Raw genomic sequence first — 24,865 nt, 5'->3', positions numbered from 1 at the left:
GGATCAAGGCTTCAGCGTGAAGAGCATGCTCCGGCCTGCCCGACCGGACACATCCACCGTCAGGACGGTCTGACCACCGTCCCTGCGCAACCGGATCCGATCCGCATCGGGCCCTGCCACCGAGGCCGTCGTCGTGTCGGCCACCGTCAAGGTCACGCTGCGGGCCTTCTGCGTCGGATCGCTCACCGACAGGTCGACCGAGCGGTCCGACCTGCGGGATACCAGACACAGCGGAGCCGACGCGGAGTAACCAGCCACGGTGCCCGCCTTCCAGAAGTTCACGGCCAGGAGACCACCACGAATCTTGAGCGCCTGGGCCGTCCCGGAATTGGCCAGGATCTCGACACCCGGGTCCTCGCGCCGTGCTCGGGTCGTCGCCTCGTCCGCTCCCGGGAGCAGGACGTAGGCATAACTCGCACCTGAGATCGGACCGGAGCCGTGGACGAAAGCCAGGGTCGCGAACCTACGGGAGCGGGGACCCTCCGACCCCGGCATCCGCCCGGTGTTGTTCCGCTGCCACTCCCCGGTGCGCGCAGCGACCTCGGCGGACAATGCCGGCACCGCGCCGAGGAAGAGATAACCGCCTACTTTCTCCAGATGGGCCCACCTGGCACCGGACAGACTGCGTCTCTGGGTCACCGCGGTCCCGTCGACCTGGAGCCTGCCGGCAGCATCACCCAGGTTGCGATGTTCGACGACGGTGCGCACCTCGTGCCCGGCCGAGGAGGAGATGTCACTGCCCAGCGCCACCACCTGGCCGGGGAGCATCAGCCAGGTCTTGCGGGCGGTCAGGCCGGTTCCTCCGGGAGCGAGGAGGTGCATCCCTGCCAGGGCGACATCGCCGAGGACCGTGCCGCCGGTCCATTCGTTCTGTGGAGTCCGACTGCCCCATTCCCCTTCGGGATTACGGCCCAAGGGTGCCAGGTCGACGGTCGTTCCCGGTGGCGCATCCAGATCGAAGGTGGCCCAGTAGTCGTCGTCGAAATGCCGGTCGTCCGAGGGCAGGTAGAGATAGGTCATGCCCTGGCTGGTCCGCGCGCCGGCGAAATTCTCCGCAGGGCTGCCCTCGTGCCAGGCGATCCGTCGGGAACACATGGCCAGGCACAACGCCCAGTTGTTGTCCGTGCCTCGGTAGACCATCCGGTCCATCGCCGGGAAGAAGACCGGTCCAGTCCGGTCCCTGACCTGCGCGACATCGGAGGCCATCAGCTCGGTGACCAACGCGAGCCGTTCCACGTCGGTCGAAGAGCGGATCTTCGACGCCGAACCCTCGATCCACTGCCGACACAGTCCCCGCCACCGTGCGGCAGTGGCCGGATCGGCGGACCTGGCCAGACGGAGCACCGTCTCGACGAGTTGGTCCCCGTTGTCGATGCTCCGCTCCTGCGCCCGGGAGACGGCTCGGCCCCGGACGGCGTCCATCATCTGCCCGCGGTACATCAGCGGCGCGAACGAATGATCCACCGCTGCCCAGACATTCTTCCGGGACGGGTCGGTGACCTCGTACGGTGTCCCGGCCAGGAGCGCGAACAACCTCGACAGCCCGCCGAGGAGCACCAACCCGTAGGTGCCGGTGTAGCCGATCGTCGAATGCTGGACGAACGAACCGTCCTCGAAGAAACCGTTCCCCGAGGAGACGTACTGCCAGGTCGGGGAGAGCGCCGCCACGCAGGCCCGGAGCAGATCCACGTCTCCTCCGACGGCGGCGCGCACGATGAGGGCCTGACAGATGTCGACCCGGTTGGCGCCCTCCGAACGTTGCGGGCCGTTCGGGTGGATCTGCATCGTCGGATCGCGGCGGGGCACGAAATGATCGATGGCGGTGCAGTAGCGGGTGATCTGCGCAGACGTCAGCTCGCTGCGCAGGATCGCCATGATGTCGCTCAACGGCCGCGCAGCCCCGATGGCCCAGGACCACCAGTTCCCGGTCCACTGTGCCTGCGCGTGGTAGACGTTTTTGTCCATGTGCTCCAGGCCGGCGAGTACGGCGGCCAGTGTCGCTCCGGACCCGGAATACTTCGACCCCGGAGTTGCCCAGGCCCGGGCCATCAAGGCCAGGTCGACATAGGTCGCCCGCATCGACTCGGAGTTCTCGGACGGGTTCTTCCCCACGGACCAGTCGTGGTGGGAGAAGTAGCGGGTGCCTGTCGGGGCGATCTTCGAGGATCGGTCCGAGACGGCTTTGTCCAGTTTGCCGATCGCAGCGGCGAAGGCCCCAGGTGCCGCCCGGATCATGGCGCGACCGGTCAGCGAGTCCACCCACCGTTCTCGTAGAAGACGCAGTTCAGGAGGATCCGCGGCCGGAGCTGCCCCCGGTGCCGAGGCCGAACCTGCGGAGGGGAGCATCCCCATCGCGGTCAGACCCGACAGCCCTTTCAAGACCGAACGCCGGGGGATCTTCGTCATCACAGCTCCTGACCTCGGCGGAGAAGCGCCGGTGCGCGCTGCGATGGTATGCCCGTACCGGTGGGTTCCCGGCGCCGGCCCCGGACTCGTGGGTACGTCCGGAAGGTCTGTCGGACGTGTCGCGCCGGACGAGGTGGGTGTCTTCCCGAAGAGGGGCGGTCCGTCCGAGCGGGCAGAATGGCCATGTGCCCTTGTACCGTGACGCCGCGATTGTCCTGCGGACCCACAAGTTGGGGGAGGCTGATCGGATCGTCACCCTCCTCGCTCGTGAGCGTGGGCAGATCCGTGTCGTGGCGAAGGGGGTTCGGAAGACGAAGTCCCGGTTCGGTGCGCGTCTGGAGCCGGGGATGGTCGTCGACGTGCAATGTCATGAGGGCCGAAGCCTGGACACGGTGACCCAGGTCGAGATGGTCGCTTCCTACGGTGAGGTGATCTCCCGGGACTATGCGGCGTGGACGGCGGCGGCGGCGATGCTGGAGACGGCGCAGCGAATCACCGATGATCACGAGCCCAGCCCGCAGCAGTTCCGTTTGTTGGCGGGTGCCTTGGCAAGTCTGGCGGGTCGTGAGCACGAACCGGGGTTGATCTTGGACGCCTATCTGTTGCGGGCGGTGGCGGTGGCCGGTTGGGCGCCGAGTTTCCGGGACTGTGCCCGTTGCGGGGCGCACGGGCCGCATCGGGCTTTCCATCTGGCTTCCGGGGGATGTCTGTGTCCGAGTTGTCGTCTGCCGGGGTCCAGCGCTCCGGCGGTGGAGACCTTGGCCTTGCTGGGTGCTTTGTTGGAGGGTGACTGGGGGCGGGCCGACGCGAGTTCGCCGGTGCACCGTCGGGAGGGCAGCGGTCTGGTGTCTGCTTTCCTGCAGTGGCACCTGGAACGAGGTGTGCGTTCGCTGCGCCTCGTGGAAAGATCCTGACGTCCGTTCGAGGGAGAGGCCTTGCGATGCCTGTAGTACCGCCGTTTCCGCATCCGTCCGGGGTACGTCCGCCGGAGATTCCCCGGGAGTTGGTGCCGAACCATGTGGCGATCGTCATGGATGGCAACGGGCGGTGGGCCAATCAGCGGGGTCTGCCGCGGACCGAGGGGCACAAGGCGGGTGAGGCCGCGTTGATGGACGTCCTGGCGGGGTGCATCGAGATCGGGGTGAAACATATCTCGGCGTATGCCTTCTCCACGGAGAACTGGAACCGTTCGGCGGACGAGGTCCGTTTCTTGATGGGTTTCAATCGTGAGGTCATCCGGCGCCGACGGGACGAGATGGCGGCGATGGGTGTGCGGGTCAAGTGGGTGGGGCGGCGTCCGCGTCTGTGGCAGTCGGTGATCGACGAGCTGACGGCGGCGGAGAAGCTGAGTCACCACAACACCACGTTGACCTTGCATTTCTGTGTGAACTACGGCGGTCGCGCGGAGATCGTCGATGCGGTGCGTCGGATCGTCGAGGAGTCGCGGAAGGGCAGGTTGAAGAGACGCAAGGTCGACGAGGCCGAGCTGGTGCGGCATCTGTACGACCCGGAGATGCCTGATGTGGATCTGTTCGTGCGGAGTTCAGGGGAGCAGCGGACGAGCAACTTCCTGTTGTGGCAGAGCGCTTATGCGGAGATGGTCTTCCTGGACACGCTCTGGCCGGATTTCGATCGGCGTCATCTGTGGGAGGCGATCGAGATCTATGCCAGACGTGACCGTCGTTACGGGGGCGCGGTCGACAAGGTCACGGAGGCCGACGACGGTGGGGGGCGGAGCTGATGCGTCGGGTGGGACGGATGGTGGTGGGATTCCTTGCGGTGGTCGGGGCATTGTCGTTGGTGACGGTGGTCGGTGGGGTCATCTGGTTGCAGACGGTGGGGGTTCCGGTCCGGGCAGGGGAGCCGCGGAAGCCTGCGTCGGGGTCGACGAAGATGGAGAAGGTGTCGGTGGACGCCTTGTTGTCCTTCGCGTCCTTGGAGGCTCGTGCAGGTCGGGAGTTGAAGTTGTCCCATGCGGGGGAGGGGCGTATCGCGGTGTCGACGCCGGTGGCGGTGTTGGGACGCAAGGTGGATGTGCGCGTGGTGGGGGAGTTGGCGCCGGGTGGGTCGTCGGTGTCGGTGAAGCCGTCGTCGGTGGAGGTTCCGGGTTCGTCGATCGCGAGTGGGCTGGTGTCGGCGGCGGCGCGTTCGGCGGCGTCGGTCCGTATTCCGTTGGAGGGGCTTCCGCAGGGGTTGTCGTTGACCGGGGTTCGGGTGACCGATGAGGGCGTTCAGGCTCACCTGGAGGGGAGCGGGGTCGCGGTGCCGCGGTGACTCCCCGGGGGGGAGGGTCTGATTGGGCGACAACCTGGGTTGCATATTCATGCAAGCGCCTGAATAATCATTAGCATGTCCAAGGTCCTCACCGCGCTCCCCGTCGGCGACAAAGTCGGCATCGCCTTCTCCGGCGGACTCGACACCTCGGTGGCCGTCGCCTGGATGCGGGAGAAGGGCGCCATCCCCTTCACCTACACCGCCGACATCGGTCAGTACGACGAGCCCGACATCGCCTCCGTCCCCGGCCGGGCCCTCACCTACGGAGCCGAGGCCAGCCGCCTCGTCGACTGCAGACACGCCCTCGTCGAAGAAGGGCTCGTCGCTCTCTCCTGCGGGGCCTTCCACATCCGATCCGGCGGTCGGAGCTACTTCAACACCACACCCCTGGGCCGAGCCGTCACCGGCACCCTGCTCATCCGCGCCATGATGGAGGACGACGTCCAGATCTGGGGTGACGGCTCCACCTTCAAAGGCAACGACATCGAACGGTTCTACCGTTACGGACTGCTCGCCAACCCACACCTGCGCATCTACAAACCCTGGCTCGACACGGATTTCGTTCACGAACTCGGCGGCCGCCACGAGATGAGCCAATGGCTCTCCCAACGCGAACTGCCCTACCGCGACAGCCAGGAGAAGGCCTATTCCACCGACGCCAACATCTGGGGCGCCACCCACGAGGCCAAACGCCTCGAACACCTCGACATCAGCCTCGAAGACGTCGTCGAACCGATCATGGGCGTGGCCTTCTGGCGGGAAGACGTCGACATCGCCACCGAAGAAGTCACCCTCGGTTTCGAACAAGGACGCCCGACCACCATCAACGGCGCGCGATACGACGACCCCGTCGCCCTCGTCACCGAAGCCAATGCGATCGGTGGAAGGCACGGCCTGGGGATGTCCGACCAGATCGAGAACCGCATCATCGAGGCGAAATCCCGCGGCATCTACGAAGCACCCGGGATGGCACTGCTCTTCATCGCCTACGAACGGCTCGTCAACGCGATCCACAACGAGGACACCATCGCCACCTACCACGCCGAAGGGCGCCGACTCGGCCGCCTCATGTACGAAGGACGTTGGCTCGACCCTCAATCCCTCATGCTGCGGGAATCACTGCAGCGATGGGTCGGATCAGCGGTCACCGGCACCGTGACCCTCCGGCTGCGCCGCGGAGAGGACTACTCCATCGTCGACACCAGCGGACCGGCCTTCAGCTACCACCCTGACAAACTGTCCATGGAACGGACCGAAGGCGCAGCCTTCGGCCCCACCGACCGCATCGGACAACTCACCATGCGCAACCTGGACATCGCCGACAGCCGGTCCCGCTTGGAGCAGTACGTCGGCCTCGGCCTGCTCGGCGTGTCCGGCGTCGGCACGAAAGCCCTCGGCCTGGCCACCACCGACCTCGTCGGACAACTGGAACCCGGCGGTGGGGACGCAATCGCCTCACCGGCAGTCGACGGATCCCAGGAGGACGAAGCACTCGACGACGCCGCCATGGAATTCGGCGCGGACTGACCCACTGCCGCGGCGGGTCAACGAGGGACGGCCCGCACCACGGCCAAGGCCGTCAACAGGACGATCACCGCGATGCGGATCAACTTGTTGTTCAGCCCGAGCCACCGCCACGAATGCACCAGGTGGAGGACGATCCCGGCGACGAACAGCCCCACGACCACCGCACCGGGCCAACCACCCACCACCAGGCCCAGCAGCACCACCACCAGACCCGACGCGCCCGCCAGCGCCACCAGACGCTGCGTCCGGGCGCGTCGCCGGTCGCTCTCCGAAGGGTCGCTGCAACAGGAAACCTGCTCGGCAGGGGACGAATCAGTCATGGTGACCTCAGCGTAGGCGCTCCCCGACACCGGCGGCGCCCCTGCGCGTCGACGAACTTGCCCCGCCCCGGAACGGGACCGACCCGTCCTGTCACGTCTGCCAGACTTGGGACACCATGACTCTGCCCACACCCATGCCTGCCCTCCGGATCGGCCCGCTGACCATCCCCACCCCGGTCGTCCTCGCCCCCATGGCCGGAATCACCAACCGGGCCTTCCGAAGGCTGTGCCGGGAAGCCGTGTCCGCCGTGCCCGGGCTGGACGCGGCAGGCTGCCTGTACGTCAGCGAGATGATCACCTCGCGCGCGCTGGTGGAGCGGACTCCGATGTCCTTGCGGATGATCACCCACGACCCGGACGAATCGCCACGGTCGGTGCAGCTCTACGGGGTCGACCCGGCGACCGTGCGAGCCGCGGTACGGATGTTGGTCGAGGAGGACCGCGCCGATCACGTCGACCTGAACTTCGGTTGCCCGGTCCCGAAAGTGACCCGTAAGGGCGGAGGGTCGGCCCTGCCGTGGAAGACGAACCTGTTCCGTCAGATCGTGTCGGCGGCGGTCGAGGAGGCCACTCAGGGTGGGATCCCGGTGACGGTGAAGATGCGCAAAGGCATCGACGCCGACCATCTGACCTATCTGGAGGCCGCCCGGGTCGCCGAGGACGAGGGGGTCGCCGCGATCGCTCTGCACGGTCGCACGGCTGCGGAGCTCTATTCGGGGCGGGCCGACTGGTCGGCGATCGCCAGGTTGAAGGAGACGGTGAAGAGCATCCCGGTGCTCGGCAACGGTGACATCTGGTCGGCGGAGGACGCCGTGGAGATGATCGCCAGCACCGGATGCGACGGTGTGGTCGTGGGGCGTGGTTGCCTGGGAAGGCCTTGGCTCTTCGCCGATCTGGCCGCGGCGTTGTCCGGCTCGGCGGTGCGGACCCGGCCCTCCCTGGGCCAGGTGGGGCAGACCCTCCGGCGGCACGCCCACTACCTGGTCGACTTCCATGAGGGCGACGAACGCCGTGCCTGTAGGGATATCCGTAAGCACATCGCGTGGTATCTGAAGGGTTTCCCCGCCGGCCATGACGTCCGGCACCGGTTGGCCTTGGTGGAGGACCTCATGGCACTGGATGATCTGATCGCGATCCTGGATGCCGATCAGCCGTGGCCGGGGGCAGATGCGGAGGGTCAACGGGGTCGGGCCGGTTCGGCGAAACAGGTGGCTCTGCCGGATGGTTGGCTGGTCAGCCAGGAGCTCTCCGAGGAACATCGGAGTACCTTGGCGCAGGCCGAGTTGTCGATCTCAGGAGGGTGATTCGTCCACGGCGAGTTCGGATCGTCCTTCTCGATCCGTACGACAGCAGTCCTGGATGAAGTCCTCCTCTCGATTTTCCCGCGGCGGTGTGGACCGCACCGCTTCTCGTCGGTGCGGCCTTCGTGACGACATCGTGTGCTGTGTGAGAGGGGGAGATGAGTGAGATCGGGTAGGAGGAGTGTCGGCTCAATCGCCGGTGGCGACCGGTCTGTCCCGGTCGCTGATCCAGTCGGACCAACTGCCGATGTAGAGCGCAGGCTCGTCGTCGACCCCTGCGACGGCCAGGGCCAGGGCCACCAGACCGCTGGAGATCCCTGAGCCGCAGTAGACCGCTACCGGGCAGGAGCCGTCGACTCCGGCTTCGGTGAAGACCTGGCGCAGGTCATCGGCAGGTAGCAGCATGCCTTCACCGGTGATCAAGGAACGCCCCGGCACGTTCACCGCACCCGGAATATGTCCCAGAACGGCGTCCATCGGGTCGCTCTCTCCCCGGAAACGTTCGGGAGAACGAGCGTCGATCAGGACGCCTTCGGAGGCGTAGAGCGCGGCCTGGTCCGCCTCCAGGACCAGACCCATGCCTCGACCCAGGGAGAGGTCTCCCTCCTCGATGTCTCTTTCCCCGGATTCCACCGGGAGACGATGCGCTCGCCAGGCCTGAAATCCCCCGTCGAGGACACAGACGTCTGTCTTCCCGAAATGTCTCAGCAGCCACCAGCAGCGGGCAGCGGCCAGCCCGGACTGGTCGTCGTAGACGACAACTCGACGGCCGTCGTCCACTCCGCATCCGGCCAGGTCGAGTTCGAAGTCGTCCGGGGCAGGCATCGGATGTCGGCCGCCTCGGCCGCTCTCATCCGGGACACCGGCGAGGTCGTGTTCGAGGTCGACGTAGATGGCTCCGGGCAGATGTCCTTGCAGATAGTCCTCCCAGCCGCTGTCGGAATCGGCCGACCAGCGGACGTCGAGGATCAGCGGGGCTGATCCTGGTCCGCCGTGCATCAGTTCGGCGAGCTCACCGGGCGAGATGAGCGGGCTTTGGTCCATACGGCCACAGTAGACGCAGGCTCTCTCCCGCTGGCGTAGCCAGGGGAGGGAATCGGAGTGTCGTGGGGTGCATCGGCACTGGTTATCCGTTCATGACGGGCGTTCACTCCCCGGGGGGCGAGCGCATGGAGGGGGTGCCTCAGATCGTCCAGAAAAGGATGATCCGGGCAGGAGTCAGCCTGCTCCGGAGACCTTTCTGGAAGTGCGGTCAGAGCTGGGCGTAAGCGCTGCGCGAGGGGCCTTAGCTCTTGTTTCCCGGGCCCTTCCCGTCGGGAGAGCCTGTGTCCTTGGGCGTGTGGGGCGGTGGAGGCAGGCTCCGAGGAGGATCAGGCTCGGCGGCAACAGCGCATGTATCGATTCGGTGAAGTGCGCAGGGCTCTGCCATTCCCAGGAGACAGCAAAGAGAAGAGAAAGGGCTAAGGCAAAAATATTGAAGCAGGATCCGATCTTGTCTGGCCATCCTTCGACACTGAAAGCCATGCCTGCTGAAAACCACATGACGAGGCTGAAGGATCCCAGAAGGATCCACTCTTGCTGTAGGCCGTCCATGCCTGATATGAAGTCGGCGAGCCCGATGAGGAAGGCGGCTATCGGAATCAGCTTCATTCGTCTTCCACGAGGGAAGTTCTGGCGTGAAGTTCTGAGCTTTGTCAGCGATTTTCTCGCGCGCCTGCCGGTCTCGTCCTTCAGGGAGAGCATGCTCCTACTCTAGGGAGACCCGCTGTTGTCGGGTGCATTTCTGGTTCGGTGTTTTCCTGCCGATCGTGGCTTGTTCAACGGGGGGTCAGGGCCGTGAGGGGCCGTGCTGGAATCGTAATTTCGCGTAGCGATGGATCAGATGGCAGTGACCTCGTTGGCGGCCGGTGGTGTGACGGGTCGAGCGTTGTTCCAGTCCGAGAAGTTCAGGGTTCTTCCGTCCCTTTCGAGGGCGAGGAGCTGATCCTTGCCGTCCGCCGAGATGATGGCAGCTACCTTTTCGACTGCGGTCGGCCGGGTGATTTTCCATGCCTTCTTCTCTTTGTGGGTGACTGTCTCGACGGCCAGTCTGTTTCTCTGGGTTTCCTGGGCAGGAAAGGATGAGACCGCTGCACTGAGGATGGTCTTCGTACTGAAATGAAGCGATTTTTCCGCCCAACTGTTCGGGCTTTTAATCCACTTGCCGACGTTCTCTTGAGGTATATCTAAGGTTAAAATCGCGCTGAAATCTACGGGTTTTACCCAGGTTGAACCCGAGATGCTGATGACATGGAATTCACCTTGTCTTGCGGATTCGAGTTTGGTGTCGAACTGATTGTTGTCGAGCGTTCCTCGACTATCGACCAAGCTGCTGGAGGCCGTCATGGATTGATCGCCGACGATATGGACATACTTTGCCGCCTGCGCCTTGGAGAAGGCGGAGGCGAGCAGGTCGACTGCTTTGGGTGTCGGAGTCGCGGTGGGGCTGCTCGAGGCGATATCAGGTGGTGGCGTAATAATGCTGGCCGGAATGCAGCCGGCGAGGCTGAGGCTCGCCGTGATTATCGCGACGGCGGAAACTATTGAACGACGCACGGTCGTCTCCTTGTCTGAAATCATCGAAAGGCTTTTGTCAGGTCAGAAGCAGGATTCTATCCACGCCAGTTTTCCGATTGCGTATTCTGCTGCAGTCGAGCCGAATTCGCTGAATCGGCGGGTGGGCCGATTCGCGCCCCTCCTGGTCGGTGAATTTTCGATCGTTGATCGAATGGGTATGGGGTGGCAGGCATCGCTTGCTCATGACCTCTTCGCTGGCCTGCTTCCAGGCAGGTATTGGCTCAAAATCGATGCGCCCCCCATTCCGGTGGCCCCTTTTTCTTTCTCGGCACCGGTTTCGGGTTTCGAATGCTGTTTGATTCCCAGCCGGGAGCGAGCCGACGGATCGGTCGTCTCGGGTGACGAAACGGGCGCCGCTCTCCTTGACTCGGGGAGTAGGGAGACAAGAGGAGGTGCTGCCGGAACTGATCTCGATGACGTGGACCTCGTCCCTCTGTTACCTGTCGATACAGAGGGTGTGGTCCTTATTCGCCACCATGACATCGAATCACCTTTTTCGGGCGCCCCGAACAGGCTGTATGGCTGCCGAAGCAGGAATGGCGACGTCAAGCTTCCCCGAGAGGTCATCGTCGTGAGCTGCCTTATCTCCGTTGCATTCCCAGATTTTGGAAGTGAAGTCCACCGACGTCCCTCATGTGACGAGCCGGGCAGTCCCGTGAGGAACCTCGCAGGGCCACGGAGGGGGTGTCGGACAGAGGCGGAGGCGGCTCACTCCCCTACGATAAACGCCGTTTGGACACCCGTCTTACTTCGTGAGCGACCTAGCAATCAGATCGTGATCGACCTGCACCGCATCACGCAGATCGGCTGCGCCGACAGCATCTCCCACCGAAGACACCTAGAGTGCATGAGGTGACCTTCCACGACACCTACGACACCGCAGACCGCGAACGTTGGGTGGCTGAGGACCCTGCGCAGAAACGTTCAGACCGTGATGATTTCGCACGGGATCGGGCTCGTCTGGTGCACTCGGCGGCATTGCGCAGACTCGGCGCGAAAACCCAGGTCATGCGGCCTGACTCCGATGACTTCATCCGTAACCGGTTGACCCACTCCCTGGAAGTCGCGCAGATCGGCAGAGAATTCGGCGCCGTACTGGGGTGTTCCGCCGATGTCGTCGACACCGCCTGCCTCGCCCACGACCTGGGACACCCGCCCTTCGGCCATCACGGTGAACAGATCCTCGACGGCCTGTGCGCGGACATCGGGGGTTTCGAAGGAAACGCCCAGACCCTTCGCCTGCTCACCCGTCTCGAGGCCAAACGTTTTCACGCCGACGGAACATCAGCCGGCCTCAACCTCACCCGGGCCAGCCTGGACGCCGCCACCAAATACCCCTGGTCGCGAGGGCACCATCCCACGGGGGGACGCAAGTACGGCGTCTACCAGGACGACGAGCCCGTCTTCACCTGGCTGCGACGAGACGCGCCCCGTGGTGTGGACGGCGTACCTCGAAGCTGCCTGGAAGCCCAGGTGATGGACTGGTCGGACGATGTGGCCTACTCGGTCCACGACGTCGAGGACGGCGTCGCCGCCGGGTTGATCGACCTGAGAGTGCTCACCTCGGTCGACGAGATGCAGCCGGTCTACCAGGCAGCCCGCTCCTGGTACGCCGCTGATCTCGACGAGGACACCCTGGCCGCAGCCACCGCCCGCCTTCGCGACTCCGAAGCGGTCCCGGCACAGGCCTACGACGGCTCACGACGTGCGCTGTCCGCGCTGAAAGACATGACCAGTCGGTTCATCGGGCATTTCGTCGCCGAGGTCGAACAGGCCACGCTCGAGGTGCACGGCCCCGGCCCACACGTCCGTTATGACGCCGATCTCGTCATCCCCCGGGAGATCCGCGCCGAGTGCATCGTCCTCAAAGCGTTGGCCGTGCACTTCGTCATGCTCACGCCGGAAAGACACCGGATCATGGATGAACAACGCACGATCATCGAAGAACTCCATGCCGCGTACACCTCCGCACCGGAAGAACGTCTGGACCCGGATTTCCGGGACGACTTCCACGCAGCCCCGGACGAGGCCGCACGCCGACGGGTCGTGATCGACCAGATCGCGTCGTTGACCGACATGCGGGCAACCGCCCTGGCCGAGGCCTGGCGACCTGCACAGGCCTAGACTCGGCGCACATCGGCACGGGAGGTGGGAGAGAGATGGCTGGGCTCATCAAGGACGAGGACGTCCAAGCCGTCAAGGAACGCGCGAACCTCGAGGAGGTCGTCGGGGAGTACGTCACCCTGCGGCGCGCAGGGATCGGCTCCCTGAAGGGGCTGTGCCCTTTCCACGACGAGAAGACGCCCTCGTTCACCGTGCGCCCCTCCGTCGGCTCCTGGCACTGCTTCGGATGCGGAGAAGGCGGCGATGTCATCACTTTCGTGCAGAAGATCGACCACCTGTCCTTCGTGGAAGCGGTGGAACGGCTCGCCGAGAAGAGCGGGATCGTCCTGCGCTACGAGGACGGCGAACGCCCCCGGGAGGAAGCACCCGGTCGGCGTACCCGACTGGTGGAAGCCCACCGGGTGGCCGAGGAGTTCTACGCGGCGGCCCTGCTGAACAGCAAGGAGGCCCGGACCGGACGAGATTTCCTCCGTGGCCGCGATTTCGACTCCCAAGCAGCCACCCGCTTCGGAGTCGGCTACGCCCCCAGACAGGGTGAGGCCCTGGTCGCGCACCTGCGGGGAAAAGGTTTCACCGAGGAGGAGCTGGTCCTCTCCGGCCTGGTCGGGCGTGGCTCCCGAGGACTGTACGACCGCTTCCGCGGACGACTGGTGTGGCCCATCCGGGAGATCACCGGTGACACGGTCGGCTTCGGAGCCCGCAGACTCTTCGACGACGACCGTATCCAGGCGAAATACCTGAACACCTCGGAGACGCCGATCTACAAGAAGACCTCTGTGTTGTACGGCCTGGACCTGGCGAAGAAGGCCATCTCCCGGGAGCGCACGGCTGTCATCGTCGAGGGCTACACCGATGTGATGGCCTGCCACCTCGCCGGCGTGGAGACCGCGGTGGCGACCTGCGGCACCTCCTTCGGCGTCGATCACATCAAGATGCTGCGGCGGATCATGCGCGACGAAGCCGGGGGAGTCCCCGCCCGGGCCGTGTTCACCTTCGACGGTGACGAGGCCGGGCAGAAAGCCGCGATGCGGGCTTTCGACGAAGACCAACGGTGGACCAGCCAGTGCTATGTGGCCGTCGCCGACGCAGGCCAGGACCCGTGCGAGTTACGCCTGAGCGGTGGTGAACTGGCAGTACGAGGGCTGATCGAGGATGCCGTGCCGATGTTCGAGTTCGCCATCCGTACCGTGCTGGCCCGTCACGACCTGAGCACTGTCGAAGGCCGGGTCGCAGGGATGAGAGCGGTCGCGCCGGTGATCGCCGGAATCCGTGACCGCTCTCTGCATCACGAGTACGTCCGCACGGTCTCCGGCCGGATCGGTGTCGACATCGAGCAGCTCGCGAGGGAAGTCGCCCGGGCCGACCGGCAACGCTCCGCCGGGACACGGGAACGCATCCCTCCCGGCGCGGCCCCTCTCACACCGCAGCCCCCTTCCGGACCTACCGGGCCTGACGCCGCAGCAGAGGTCGCCATCCCCCCGCCGGACATGAGCCTGCCCGCAGTCTTCCTTGCCGCGCAGTTCCTGCAGCTGCTCCTGCAGTATCCGAGACTGTTGCCCGCCGACGAGGTCGCCAGGATCGAAGAGAGCTCCTTCGCGGCTCCCGCCCACCGGGTGATCTTCGAATCGGCCTCCCGGGCAGGGCTGGCCACGGCGGAGAGGGAATCGGCGGCAGCCTGGGTGGACCGTCTCGCAGCTGGCTGCCCCCCGGAGGCGCGCCAACTCGTCGTCACTCTCTCGGTGGCGGAGATCCACGCCCGACGGGATCCAGGCTCGGGCGAACCGGACCAGAGATATGTCGACGAAATCGTCTTCCGCATGCGTGAACTGGGGCTACGGCGAGCGATCGACGATGCCACGGTGGCCCTGCGCCGCCAGGAGAGCACCGACCCCGAGGGCGCTCGCGCCCAGGCGATCGAGTTGACTCGTCGACAGCAGGAATTGGCTCGACTACGGGAGAGATATTCATGAGGTGGCCGGGGCGAGGGCGTGCGGATCGGCTGCCGGAGTGCGTGGCCGGGCAGGTGGAACTGCCCGCCGGGGACCGGGTGTTGGCCTGGTCGCGTGACGGGGCGTCCGGCGCTTATCTGGTGGCATCGCTGTATGCGCTGCATCATGTTCCGACAGCGGCAGGAGACGATCCGGTGGCCGCGGCGCGACGAGGGCAGCCGTGGAGGCGGCCTTGGCGCGATGTCGCCGCCGGGGCCTGGGACCCGGGCACGAAGACGTTGACGGTGACCTGGTCGGACGGCAGTCGCCCTGTCATGTGGACCTTGGCGGACGACGGAGTGCAGCTTCCTGCCGTACTGCACGACCGGGTCCGCTCGAGCGTCTACGTGATGGCTCCGGTGCGGATGGGGGAGGCAGATCTGGGGAGGGTCGCCCTGCGGCGGGATTTCGAGACCGGGGCCTTGGTCGAGCAGGTGACCTTGAAAAGGGGGAGGGCTTCTCATGATCCCGAGGTTGCCGAGTATGCCCAACTTCTCCTGTGTGACCTGCGGGAACAAGCCGGCTTGTGAGTTCTGGCAGGGCAGGCTCGAGGCGGGTGTCGACGTCCGGTTTCGCTCTGGAGGCATTCTTTTGCTAGAGTCCTGATCGCTGCGATCCCCCATAGCTCAACTGGCAGAGCATTCGACTGTTAATCGAAGGGTTATTGGTTCGAGTCCAATTGGGGGAGCCACGCTTACCAGGCCCGTTATGCATGTCATGCATAACGGGCCTGGTTTTTATTCAGTTACTGACTCAGTTACTCGACTGGGACGGGCTGCAAATCCCACGCCCTCCAGCTCCCACGCCCTCCAGCGGGGGAAAGGGTTGTAAGCCCCCAAGGCTCAGCCTGACGGCTCCTGTGGATCAGTCCCCGGGCCAGTCGGACCCTAGAGGGCAGTTCTTCACATCCATGACGGACACGGGGATGAGGAACATGTCGAAATATGTCGTCGGAGTCGAACTCGATCGAGCGTTTCCCGACCCGGACGAGTCCGACATCTTCATGGACGAGCTGTCCGACTTCGATGCCGACGTGGGGATCATGCCTGGCACCGGACCGATCGTGACCCTGTTCATCCCGGCAGAGCTGCCGGGGCAGGCGATCACCTCGGCGTTGTCGATGGTCAGCGAATATAGCCCTGTCATGGGAGTAACGGCCTTGGAGCTGAGCCCCTGGGAGGCGCGCCTCGATCTCGAAGTCGCGCCCTCACACAAGTTGACTTGCTCATCGTAAAGAAACATGTTCCTATTTTCTTGTCACTAGGAAGCTGGGCAGGGTGGTGGTCCGTGCGGACGGCCGGGTCGTGGCGAACTTCGGCGGCACCTCCAGCGTGGCGCAACTCCATCTCTGCGGTGCGGAAACACGGCTTCGTGTGGCCACCCAAGAGATAGGCGAAAGCCCTGACCGGATGCCCCGGTCAGGGCTCTCCTTCACAGTCTCACGGACAGGGGAACGGAAATGAACGTCTACGTCATCGACGTCGAGCTCGCCGGGGAGTGGCCCGCAGAGGAGCACGCCGACAGGATCATGGACGAGCTTGTCGACTACGGGGTCGCGATGAGCACTCGTCCCGGGACCGGGCCCATCGTGATCGTGAACATCCCGGCCGGGTCCTTGCGCCAGGCTCTCACGACCGCGCTGTCCGTGGTGGCGCCCTATGGCGACCCGATCGGGGTGACGGCGCTGGAAGAGAACATCTGGTGCCGCCGTGAGGGGTGGGATGAGATCCCGCCGTTGCTGTCTGCGGCAGAAGCGGCAGAACTGCTCGGGGTGTCCCGGCAGCGTGTCGTGCAGATGATCGGAGAGAAGAAGGTCCCGGCCAGTCGGGTTGGCACCGTCTGGGCTATCCCGGAAAGCGCCGTCCTTGCGATGGTCGAGCCTGCCGCAGACAAGCCGAAGTGATCGCGAGGAAATGACCAACGCTTGAAAGGATGGATGAAATGAACCAGTCAACCCTCTCCGTCATCGCAAAGCGGTGGAGGAGGGGCTGGGAACTTCATATCGACGGATATGGAGTCACCCAGTCCCGCACTCTCGATCAAGAGTCGGTAGTGCGCGAGGTGCGCGACTATGTGACCTTGGAGACCGGCGTGCCATGCACGGCAGACATGAATCTGGCGATCGACCTCGGCGGATATGAGGCCCAGGTCAAGGCCGCACAAGAAGCAACCGAGCTTGCCGCACTGGCTACCCAGCGCGCAGCCACGCAGGCGCGGGAGGTGGCTGTCGAGCTGCGCAGCATGGGGTTGTCGGTCACCGATTCAGCCGCCGTCATGGGCGTCTCTCGCGGACGAATCTCCCAGCTCGTCCGCTAGGCGCGCCGACAGCGAAGGGCCCCGAGAGATCGGGGGCTTTTTCGTGTCCTCTCGACTTTTACTATGCATCTGTAGAGATGTATTATTAAGGTGCGAACTGAAGAGAGGAGGCGCCGGATGGCCCCCTCGAGTTGATCGGTCTGATCGGCGGTGTCATCGCCATTGGCGAGGCGGCCTTGAAGATCGGTCGAATGCTCTTAGAGCTTCGTCGCTACAAGGGTCGACATCGCCGATCTGAGTGGGTAAGTGGCTCCGGGAAAGATGTAGTTTCCCGGAGCCACCAACTCGGAATCCTACCGGCCTTCTCCTCGTGAGATGAAGGGAAAGCAGATGGTCAAAGAGCTGATCCACGACGCGGTATCGGTCGCTTTCTTCACGGCGCTGCACGTGTTCGTGACCCCACTGTCGATCTGGCTGTGGGCGATCTTCGGGGTAGTGATGGCGGTCAGCGTGGGACTGACGCTGGTCAACGCATGGTATTGCCGTAGCGAGCGACTGGAGGTAGCGGCCCGGTGACTCTCCTCACCACGGCGCAGGCTGCGGAGCTGGTGGGCGTGAAACCCACCAGCCTCCGCGGGCTGGTCAGCCGCTTACGAAAAGCCGGGATCGAGCTTCAGGCGCCCAAGAGCGCGTGGCCTGACTTGCGCACCCCCATGTACGACGAGGGCGCACTTCGTGAATGGATGGACTCCCGACCTGGCCGAGGGAACTGGACTAGCGGAGAGGACCGGAAGGGCGGACGCGCCTAGGGGAAGACAGTAGAAGGGCCCCGGTGGATGCCGGGCCTTTCTGCTATGCCCCGAAGGGACGGGGCTAGCTTCGACAGGCCCGGTGCGGGGCAGGTTCACGAGCTGTCGACAAGCAGGATCCGTGTCGGGGTCAGCCTCGCTGGGTCCGCGGCACTTCACCACGGTCCGGTCACACTCAACTCGAGCCTCTGAGCATGGAGAGCGAGTCGAGGTCTTCTAGATAAACGGCGTGGGGACTTCGCAACTTACGAAGATCCCTTCTTACTCCATGAGTCTAAGTGTAACATCAACAATGCCGGCTGCAACCAAAAGTATTCCATTCATGATTGCAATCATGGCTGCATAAACATAACCTCTCGATAGTGAGAAGCGAAGCTTGAGGAGCGCCCCGAGTGACCCACAGGAAAATACCACCGCCACTACTCCGGAGAGATCTCTTAAATAAAAGAGCTCAAGCCAATGAAAAAAATATACGATTCCAACAAATATAATGCAGAAGAAGCTATTTGATAGGCATTTGATCTCGGGGTCTATCCGTGTTTCGTCTTCCTCCATAACCATTCTCCTCGATGGTAGATCAAGAGGTGATGGCTGGCTAGTATAGCTTCACATAGATAGCTATTTAGCAGAAGGGGTCATAATGTGTTAAAAACAGAATAGACCTACTTCTGCTACTAGGCAGTGATTTAGGGTGATTTGGAGAGTTGGAATACCCCGCGGGCTCGTAGCGACTCGACCAGAAAGCTCCCCGGCTTTTACCCCGCTCGGTCGAACTCCCCACCATCCTGGAGCTTCTTGAAAATTTTCCAGTTCAAGAGCTTCCACTGCGAGAATCTTCTCAGTGGGCTTTGTTGAAAGGATTGGGAAATTTTTTGAATACGATATCGCCTCGTAGGTGCTAAAATCCTTACCTCACCCGCTGGCTGATAGCTGTTCTCCGAGGCGTGAGCAGATCCTCCAGTCAGTCCGAAAGTGAGGGTGACTGCAATAACGCTAGCGATGGAAAATTTTATGGCGAATTCTCCTTGGCTGTAGCACTTATAGCGAGCGACCACTCTTGCAATAGGTTGCATTCTCTAATCCTTGCACGCGCGAGAGCAATATGTAATATTGCTTGGATGGCTGCATGGTTTGTGCTCCTTTTGGCGCCAACGGTGAAAAGCTCTGACCGTCCTCAGTATTGAGGGGGAGGGGTCCTTTGTTGTTCGCATCTCCGTGCACGTGCTTATCGGCTGGCATGGAGCCGCTCAGGGGCGAGGACGAGGCGTCCGGTGCCGAGGTTGCGCCATCCGGCCGGGGGGAAGGCGCTGATCAGGCGTCGCACCTACCGGGGTCGGCATCGTCGATCTGAGTAGGTAAGTGGCTCCGGGAAAGAGTTGGTTTCCCGGAGCCACCAACTCGAAAGTTTACCGGGCCTTCATCTTCACGACAGAAGGGAGAGCGCATGTACAAGGAACTGGCGCGCAGCCTCGGCCTTGTCGGCATCATGTCCACGCTGCATTTCGTGGTACGTCCGCTGCCGTGGTGGATCTGGGCGATCTTCGGCGTGATCATCGTGCCGACCCTCGTCCTGAACTGCCTGAACATCAGGGACGGGCTCGAAGAGCGCAGGAGCGCACAGAGTCACTGACCCAACCAGTCCGGGCCGCCCTGGCGTGGCCATCCATGGCAGGGCGGCCGGGGGCACCATCAGGAAACGAGTCGCCCGTAGCGGCGGAGGAAGTGAGGGCAGCAATCATGGAGACACGGCGAGCCGGGGCCCAGCCCGAGGACGGCCGGAGCGATCAGGGCGAAACGGCACAGGAGGACAGCGCGGCAGTGAAGGGCACCCCAGATCCGAATGCCCCGATGTGGACCATCCCGGATGTCGCCGCCTACGCCGGGATCACTACCGGAACGATAGGGGCCTACCTGAATCGCGGGCAGATGCCCGCCCCGGACGGCCGAATCGGACGTACGCCGTGGTGGCATCCCTCGACGATTCGAGCGTGGCGCTGAGCGGCCACCCAGTCAGAGCGGACGCACCTAGAGGAAGACGCCAGAAGGGCACGGTATCTACCGGGCCCTTCTGCCATGCCCCGAAGAGACGGGGCGAGCTTCGACAGGCCCGGTGGTGACACACCGTTATCGGGCAGGAGTTTCATCAAGGTCGGCGGCAGATATCCCTACAATCCGGCAGCAGTCCATAAAATCCGGTGCCCATTGAAAACGGGGCAGTGATTCGGTCTCGCCCCATTCCGTATACCCAGAATTTCTTAATCGCATGCAGCACCGCTCTTGCGGCCACCTCTGCAAATTTTAACCGCATTGGACGATGCCTGCATAACCAGATCATCCAAGAAGGATGCGCGATCCCGGTGAACCGCGTGAGCTTCGACCGCGCACCCCAGCGTGCCTGGAATCGGTATGCACAGATCGGCTCTTCGGAGTCTCGACGCCGTATCAGTAGAAAAAGAGATAGTTCATTAGATGGCTGAGATGGTATTCGAATCGTAGATCTGGATACCATCTGCAGTCTATCTTCACATCTCTCTTCTCCCCATATTCCTATGAACCATAATCTGTGCAAGTATTGCAACGGATAACGTTGACATTGCTAAAATATTGGAAATAAATCCACGCCCATCCGTGCCCGTAGTGGCCGTTCCTGCCAACAGGACGGTCGGCAAGAAACCAAAAAGATTCACGACGTCTCCTTGACTAGTCAGGAAGAGCCGTTTTGTCGCTGGTAAGGATTGCGGGGTGAATCGGGTTGCCTGGCTGCACGGCAGCCAGGCCTCACGGCTGGAAGGTCGGGATGCATCTACGAGAACATCGCCATCATGTCTACACCGCATTTCGTAGCGCATTCACCGCCATAGCGGACCTGGGCGATGATCTGTGCGGCCGTCATGCCGGCGACGGAGTCGCCTTTAATTTCAGGACCCATTTCTTTCCCTCCTGGATCGAGCCCCTTTCTGCGTAAAAAAGTGTCCCGGAAGTAAAGTCGATATTTTTCCCAGATGAGCAGAAATCCACCTCGCTCCGATTTATCGATACTGGGGGAGTGGGGCCTGACCTGTGTGTGACCCATTGCTTCGACTCGTTGGAGGTGTCGATGTCCGAGCCTTCAGCTTTGATGCGGATCGGATCGTCCAGCTCATCCAGGTTGGAGTAGGGGCATATGATTGACCCGCTTTTCTCGCCATGTGCGGCAGGGATGGCTACTGATGAGGGGTTTTTCGTCGCCTCAGATACAATCTGCTGGGTGAGGATCTGGCTATCGCTTGATGCGCAAGAAGACATGCTGAAAGCAAAGATGCCTACGAGGGAAAACCGCGTCCTCCCCATTCTATCAATCCTCATTCTTGTGATTCTGTCTGAAGGGTGCGGTGGGCCTCCTGTGCCTAGATAGAATTCTGGGGCAGACGCACCTGGTGACCGGTCTGGATCTGAGGTCTCTCGCCACTCACCGGACAGGAGATAGGTTTTAGGGCTGTGCATATTTCCTCCTTTTTGCTCGCCAAGCGCTGCAGCAGCTGCGCCATCCCCGTATCCCGCCTCCAAATCCACCTTGCCACCAAGCCAATTGACGAAGGCCCGGTAGCGAACTCCTACTGTTCTCTGGCGCTCGTGCAGCAGCCTTGCCTCTCGGCCGCCGAGAGCTTCATGAACTGCCGTAGGCAGCAGACGGAGCCAGCGCGGCCTCTGTCATAGTCGAGGGCGTGAAGGACTACACGGTGAGGGTGAAACGGATAGCGACCGGATGGATGGCCCAGTGCGTCGAGGTTCCGGGTGCGATCAGCGAGATGCAATCCCTTGAGGAGGTCGAAGACCACCAGCGTGAGGCAATCGCCTTCGTCGAGGACATCAGCCCATCGCAGATCGGAACCCTGACTATCAACGGTGAGCCAGTCACCGAGGAGATGATCGCCGCGTGGGCCGAAGAAGCCGAACGCGGATATGACGTCGAGATGCTGAGAGCCCGTAGGCGCTGTAGATGACTGGTCGGCGCTGGTGCATACCAACGCGAATCAGCCGTCAAACGTTGGAAAGCAGCTGGCGTGCGCGCTGGTAGGACACCCCGAGGATCGGGCCGACACCCTCGACCCGTACGATCCACACATTGTCGATCAGACGGGCTTTCCCTGTGTAGCGATTCATCCCTCTGCCATCCTTTTTCGAACTCCTCGGCAGCTTCGCAGAAGGCCGGAGAACAAGCCACCCGCCGCCGCACTCCTTCAGGCCAGGCACGCCAGGTTCCTCACGCTGAGAGCGCGCTTCAGGAACCTGGCGCGTTCGTCAGTGACCAGGCTGGGACACCCCGGAGGGCCTCGTGCCGGAAGAGGCAGCCAGAGCCACGTTGATATCGCTCTTCAAAGCATCTGCCTGGACACCGAAGACCGCCTGGACATTGTTGCCGACCTCGATCACCCCGGCCGCACCCAACGAACGCAGTCGGTCCTTGTCGACCTGAGACTTGTCGACCACCTCCACCCGTAGCCGAGTGATGCAGGCATCCACGTCGATCAAGTTCTTCCGTCCACCGAAAGCCTCGATCAACTGCTCGGCCAAATCCTTTTCCTGACCTTCGTCGGTGGACAGATCCTCTGAGTTCGACCGAATCTCCGGGGTTGTGACCTGTTCAACCGTGAGCTGTTCATCAGGTTCGCGCCCCGGCGAACGCAGATTCCACCAACGGATCGCCAGCCGGAACATGACGTAGTAGAGACAGAAGAAGACGACACCCATGCAGATCAGGATCGGAATGTTCTTCGCCGCAGGAGCCGTGGAATAGAGCAGCAGATCGATGAGCCCGGCGGAGAACGAGAACCCCAGATGGACATCGAAGGCATAGGCCACTGCCAAGGACAGGCCGGTGAGCAGTGCATGGATGAGGTAGAGCGGGAATGCGACGAACATGAACGCGAACTCCAAGGGTTCGGTCACCCCGGTCAGGAAAGCCGTCAAACCGGCAGCCGAAAGGATACCGACAGCGACCTTCTTCTGGCTCGGCTTTGCCGCCTGCATCATCGCCAGAGCCGCGCCCGGCAGACCGAACATCAGAATCGGGTAGAAACCTGCGGTGAGTCGCCCGGCCGACGGGTCCTGGGCGGTGAACCGAGTCAGCTCCCCGGTGACCACGCCGGTCGCCGTGGCATATTCCCCGTAGATGAACCAGACATAGGTGTTCAGGATGTGGTGCAGACCCAACGGGATGAGCAGACGGTTCGCCACCCCGTAGACGAAAGCCCCGAAGACGCCCGCGCCACCGATGAACCTGCCGAGGCCGGTGAGCCCGGAATTGAACACCGGGTAGCAGTAGCTCATGGCGAAACCGACGAACAGGACCGACAAGGAGACCACGATCGGCACGAACCTGCGCCCCCCGAAGAAACCGAGATAGGAAGGCAGCTGCACGGTGTGATAGCGGTCGAAGAGCCAGGCCGTGATCAGACCGACGATGATGCCGCCCAGGACGTGATAGTTGATCATCAACGGTTTGCCGGCCGAGTCGACCTGCCCGGCCAGGACAATCGGTGACATCGCCTTGAAGACGGCGTCGATCACCAGATAACCCGCGGCTGCGGACAAGGCCGTCGAACCGTCGGCCTTGCGCGCGAAACCGATCGCCACGCCGATGGCGAACAACAGCGGCAGCTGGGAGAAGATCGCGCCCCCGGCCGCGCTCATCGCGGCGAAGAACGCCTTGACGACCGGGACGTCAACCTGCCCCAGCAGATCCGGCTGCCCCAGGCGCAGCAAGATGCCGGCAGCCGGTAACAGAGCGATCGGCAGCATCAAACTCTTACCGAGACGCTGTAACTGGGCGAACCCGGGCAGACCCGAGCGGGAACGGGGAACGGTGGTAGCAGCCATTGGAATCTTCCTGGCGTAGTCCTGAACGAACGACATTGTTCGACCGGCCACCGAAGGCCGATCAGCACGCGTGACGTCCTTGACAGTACAACCGGTCAGAAAAACAAGAGACCCCAGGCAGGCGCCATACCAGCGCGATGAAGCACCCCTACCCGGAAAAGAACTCATCGGACGGATCGGACCAGGGCGAAGCGCGGGCCGATCCGTCGGGCGTCAGGAAGGGCAAGGCCCCGCGGGCGAGCTCCGCTGCGATCCGTGGATGGCGTGATCCGTCCTGCTCAACGGCAGACCGCTGCCGCCCCGATGAGTAGCCACGATCTCCGCAGCGATCGACACCGCGGTCTCCTCGGGAGTCACCCCGCGCAGATCCAATCCGATAGGAGAACGCAGACGGGCGAGTTCCTCCTCGAGGATCCCCTCCTCCCGCAGTCGACGCGCACGATCCTCGTGGGTGCGACGACTGCCCAACGCACCGATATAACGCGCAGGCCGACGCAGCGCACGCACCAGCAACGGGACGTCGAACTTCGGATCGTGGGTGAGCACGCAGATCACGGTGTGGTCGTCGGTCTCCACCCGGTCGAGGAAACGGTGCGGCCAGTCGACGACGATCTCGTCCGCATCCGGAAAGCGAGCCGCCGTCGCGAAGGGCGCCCGGGCGTCGCAGACGGTGACGTGATAGCCGAGGAAGGAACCGACCCGGGTCAAGGCCACCGCGAAGTCGACAGCGCCGAAGACCAGCATCCGGGCCGGTCCACCGTGGACCTCCACCAGGAAAGAGCCGCCGACGGCGAGCTGCTCGGAGGCCCCGCCGATGGTGTCGGAGATCGTGACCGTTTCGGTGCGTCCGGAACTGATCAGCTCCAGTGCGCGCGCCCGTAGCGCCTCGTCGACGGCGGGATCACCGGTGGACCCGTGTAGGCCCGGTTCCCCGGGGTCGACGAGGAGATGCTGCGCGCGCGCTGTGCTCTCCTCGCCGGATGTATTTCCCCCGGGGATCCGGGTCACCAGGGCGAGCGGACGGTGGCTCCGTTCGGCAGCTCGGAGGGCCTGGATGTGGCGGCGTAGGTCGTCGTCGGCCTTGCGGACCACCACATGGAGGCTGCCCCCGCAGGTGAGGCCGACGGTGAAGGCGGTGTCCTCGACGCCGTAGCGGGCGGTGCGGGTGCGGCCGTCGGCGAGCACTTCCTGTCCGAGTTCGACCAGTGCACCTTCGACGCAGCCGCCGGAGACGCTCCCGACGATCTCCCCGTCGCTGTTGAGGGCCATGCTCGAACCGGCGGGGCGGGGTGAGGAATTCCAGGTGTGGGTGACGGTGGCGACGACGAATTCGACGCCGGTGGAGCTCCAGGTGTGGAGTTCTTCGAGGATGTCGCGCACAGTGT

Annotated in this window: 27 protein-coding genes and 1 tRNA gene; 17 read left to right on the top strand and 11 right to left on the bottom strand. The window is 63.4% G+C overall.

Features of this window, described 5'->3' with window-relative positions; genetic code table 11:
• Window positions 1-3: 3 nt before the first annotated feature.
• Window positions 4-2,406, bottom strand: a complete 2,403-nt coding sequence (locus AUCHE_RS05620) for a polysaccharide lyase 8 family protein (protein ID WP_006502309.1) — start codon at window positions 2,404-2,406, stop codon at window positions 4-6.
• Window positions 2,407-2,591: 185 nt separating this feature from the next.
• On the opposite strand from AUCHE_RS05620, the gene recO reads away from it, so the two are divergent.
• The 4 genes from recO (at window position 2,592) to argG (ending at window position 6,207) form a co-directional block, all read left to right on the top strand.
• Window positions 2,592-3,320, top strand: a complete 729-nt coding sequence (gene recO / locus AUCHE_RS05615) for a DNA repair protein RecO (protein WP_006502308.1) — start codon at window positions 2,592-2,594, stop codon at window positions 3,318-3,320.
• Window positions 3,321-3,346: 26 nt separating this feature from the next.
• Complete coding sequence (locus AUCHE_RS05610) at window positions 3,347-4,147, top strand: isoprenyl transferase (RefSeq protein WP_006502307.1); 801 nt, start codon at window positions 3,347-3,349, stop codon at window positions 4,145-4,147.
• Complete coding sequence (locus AUCHE_RS05605; protein ID WP_006502306.1) at window positions 4,147-4,680, top strand: LmeA family phospholipid-binding protein; 534 nt, start codon at window positions 4,147-4,149, stop codon at window positions 4,678-4,680. The genes AUCHE_RS05610 and AUCHE_RS05605 overlap by 1 nt, the downstream gene beginning before the upstream one ends.
• A 75-nt stretch (window positions 4,681-4,755) precedes the next feature.
• A complete protein-coding gene (gene argG, locus AUCHE_RS05600; RefSeq protein WP_006502305.1) occupies window positions 4,756-6,207 on the top strand; it encodes an argininosuccinate synthase in 1,452 nt (483 codons plus the stop codon).
• 17 nt (window positions 6,208-6,224) lie between these two features.
• Here the strand turns inward: argG and AUCHE_RS16550 are convergent, their stop codons facing one another.
• Window positions 6,225-6,527: a hypothetical protein gene (locus tag AUCHE_RS16550; protein ID WP_074788444.1), complete on the bottom strand. Its 303-nt coding sequence runs from the start codon at window positions 6,525-6,527 to the stop codon at window positions 6,225-6,227.
• Between the two features lie 116 nt (window positions 6,528-6,643).
• On the opposite strand from AUCHE_RS16550, the gene dusB reads away from it, so the two are divergent.
• On the top strand, window positions 6,644-7,831 hold the full coding sequence (gene dusB / locus AUCHE_RS05590) for a tRNA dihydrouridine synthase DusB (protein WP_006502303.1): 1,188 nt from the start codon (window positions 6,644-6,646) through the stop codon (window positions 7,829-7,831).
• A gap of 186 nt (window positions 7,832-8,017) precedes the next feature.
• Here the strand turns inward: dusB and AUCHE_RS05585 are convergent, their stop codons facing one another.
• From AUCHE_RS05585 to AUCHE_RS05580, 3 genes are all read right to left on the bottom strand, one after another.
• Window positions 8,018-8,872 carry a sulfurtransferase gene (locus AUCHE_RS05585; RefSeq protein WP_006502302.1) on the bottom strand — a complete coding sequence of 285 codons (855 nt, stop codon included), beginning with the start codon at window positions 8,870-8,872 and terminating at the stop codon, window positions 8,018-8,020.
• A 174-nt stretch (window positions 8,873-9,046) separates the two neighbouring features.
• On the bottom strand, window positions 9,047-9,571 hold the full coding sequence (locus AUCHE_RS16545) for a hypothetical protein (RefSeq protein ID WP_006502301.1): 525 nt from the start codon (window positions 9,569-9,571) through the stop codon (window positions 9,047-9,049).
• Window positions 9,572-9,706: 135 nt separating this feature from the next.
• Window positions 9,707-10,447, bottom strand: coding sequence for a hypothetical protein (locus tag AUCHE_RS05580; RefSeq protein WP_040321472.1), 741 nt, complete (start codon window positions 10,445-10,447; stop codon window positions 9,707-9,709).
• An 840-nt stretch (window positions 10,448-11,287) separates the two neighbouring features.
• Here AUCHE_RS05580 and AUCHE_RS05575 point away from each other — a divergent pair.
• From AUCHE_RS05575 to AUCHE_RS05530, 9 genes are all read left to right on the top strand, one after another.
• Window positions 11,288-12,568, top strand: coding sequence for a deoxyguanosinetriphosphate triphosphohydrolase (locus tag AUCHE_RS05575; RefSeq protein WP_006502298.1), 1,281 nt, complete (start codon window positions 11,288-11,290; stop codon window positions 12,566-12,568).
• 35 nt (window positions 12,569-12,603) lie between these two features.
• Window positions 12,604-14,538 (top strand): DNA primase, encoded by a 1,935-nt coding sequence (gene dnaG, locus AUCHE_RS05570; protein WP_006502297.1) that lies wholly within the window; start codon window positions 12,604-12,606, stop codon window positions 14,536-14,538.
• A gap of 41 nt (window positions 14,539-14,579) precedes the next feature.
• A complete protein-coding gene (locus AUCHE_RS15540; protein ID WP_052024809.1) occupies window positions 14,580-15,086 on the top strand; it encodes a hypothetical protein in 507 nt (168 codons plus the stop codon).
• An 85-nt stretch (window positions 15,087-15,171) separates the two neighbouring features.
• Window positions 15,172-15,247: transfer RNA gene (locus AUCHE_RS05560), tRNA-Asn, on the top strand.
• Between the two features lie 234 nt (window positions 15,248-15,481).
• Window positions 15,482-15,790 (top strand): hypothetical protein, encoded by a 309-nt coding sequence (locus AUCHE_RS05555; protein WP_155889039.1) that lies wholly within the window; start codon window positions 15,482-15,484, stop codon window positions 15,788-15,790.
• A gap of 225 nt (window positions 15,791-16,015) precedes the next feature.
• Window positions 16,016-16,459, top strand: a complete 444-nt coding sequence (locus AUCHE_RS05545) for a helix-turn-helix domain-containing protein (protein ID WP_006502294.1) — start codon at window positions 16,016-16,018, stop codon at window positions 16,457-16,459.
• A gap of 38 nt (window positions 16,460-16,497) precedes the next feature.
• A complete protein-coding gene (locus AUCHE_RS05540; protein WP_006502293.1) occupies window positions 16,498-16,872 on the top strand; it encodes a hypothetical protein in 375 nt (124 codons plus the stop codon).
• 315 nt (window positions 16,873-17,187) lie between these two features.
• A complete protein-coding gene (locus tag AUCHE_RS05535) occupies window positions 17,188-17,388 on the top strand; it encodes a hypothetical protein (protein ID WP_040321466.1) in 201 nt (66 codons plus the stop codon).
• Entirely contained in the window at window positions 17,385-17,621 is a 237-nt protein-coding gene (locus AUCHE_RS05530; protein ID WP_006502291.1) for a hypothetical protein, read from the top strand. The genes AUCHE_RS05535 and AUCHE_RS05530 overlap by 4 nt, the downstream gene beginning before the upstream one ends.
• Before the next feature lie 261 nt (window positions 17,622-17,882).
• On the opposite strand, the gene AUCHE_RS05525 is transcribed toward AUCHE_RS05530, so the two are convergent.
• Window positions 17,883-18,176, bottom strand: a complete 294-nt coding sequence (locus tag AUCHE_RS05525) for a hypothetical protein (protein WP_006502290.1) — start codon at window positions 18,174-18,176, stop codon at window positions 17,883-17,885.
• Between the two features lie 889 nt (window positions 18,177-19,065).
• On the opposite strand from AUCHE_RS05525, the gene AUCHE_RS05520 reads away from it, so the two are divergent.
• Window positions 19,066-19,251 carry a hypothetical protein gene (locus AUCHE_RS05520; RefSeq protein ID WP_006502288.1) on the top strand — a complete coding sequence of 62 codons (186 nt, stop codon included), beginning with the start codon at window positions 19,066-19,068 and terminating at the stop codon, window positions 19,249-19,251.
• A gap of 107 nt (window positions 19,252-19,358) precedes the next feature.
• Window positions 19,359-19,619, top strand: a complete 261-nt coding sequence (locus tag AUCHE_RS05515) for a helix-turn-helix transcriptional regulator (protein WP_006502287.1) — start codon at window positions 19,359-19,361, stop codon at window positions 19,617-19,619.
• Window positions 19,620-20,143: 524 nt separating this feature from the next.
• Here the strand turns inward: AUCHE_RS05515 and AUCHE_RS16540 are convergent.
• Both AUCHE_RS16540 and AUCHE_RS16920 read right to left on the bottom strand, forming a co-directional pair.
• On the bottom strand, window positions 20,144-20,308 hold the full coding sequence (locus AUCHE_RS16540) for a hypothetical protein (protein ID WP_155889038.1): 165 nt from the start codon (window positions 20,306-20,308) through the stop codon (window positions 20,144-20,146).
• 202 nt (window positions 20,309-20,510) lie between these two features.
• Entirely contained in the window at window positions 20,511-20,966 is a 456-nt protein-coding gene (locus AUCHE_RS16920) for a hypothetical protein (protein ID WP_162137221.1), read from the bottom strand.
• Between the two features lie 359 nt (window positions 20,967-21,325).
• Between AUCHE_RS16920 and AUCHE_RS17145 the strand changes: the two genes are divergently transcribed.
• A complete protein-coding gene (locus tag AUCHE_RS17145) occupies window positions 21,326-21,604 on the top strand; it encodes a hypothetical protein (protein ID WP_006502285.1) in 279 nt (92 codons plus the stop codon).
• A gap of 37 nt (window positions 21,605-21,641) precedes the next feature.
• Here AUCHE_RS17145 and AUCHE_RS17705 read toward each other — a convergent pair whose 3' ends face one another.
• The 3 genes from AUCHE_RS17705 to AUCHE_RS05495 all read right to left on the bottom strand — a co-directional run bounded on the left by AUCHE_RS17705 (window position 21,642) and on the right by AUCHE_RS05495 (window position 24,860).
• Window positions 21,642-21,764 (bottom strand): hypothetical protein, encoded by a 123-nt coding sequence (locus AUCHE_RS17705; protein ID WP_281242633.1) that lies wholly within the window; start codon window positions 21,762-21,764, stop codon window positions 21,642-21,644.
• A 138-nt stretch (window positions 21,765-21,902) separates the two neighbouring features.
• Window positions 21,903-23,480, bottom strand: coding sequence for a PTS transporter subunit EIIC (locus AUCHE_RS05500; RefSeq protein WP_006502283.1), 1,578 nt, complete (start codon window positions 23,478-23,480; stop codon window positions 21,903-21,905).
• A 213-nt stretch (window positions 23,481-23,693) separates the two neighbouring features.
• Window positions 23,694-24,860, bottom strand: coding sequence for an XdhC family protein (locus AUCHE_RS05495; protein WP_006502282.1), 1,167 nt, complete (start codon window positions 24,858-24,860; stop codon window positions 23,694-23,696).
• Window positions 24,861-24,865 lie beyond the last annotated feature (5 nt).

It is taken from the genome of Austwickia chelonae NBRC 105200 (assembly GCF_000298175.1).
GTDB classification, from domain to species: Bacteria; Actinomycetota; Actinomycetes; order Actinomycetales; family Dermatophilaceae; genus Austwickia; species Austwickia chelonae.
Note: the sequence above shows the minus strand (reverse complement) of the source record. Positions and strands in the feature narration are given on the sequence as shown.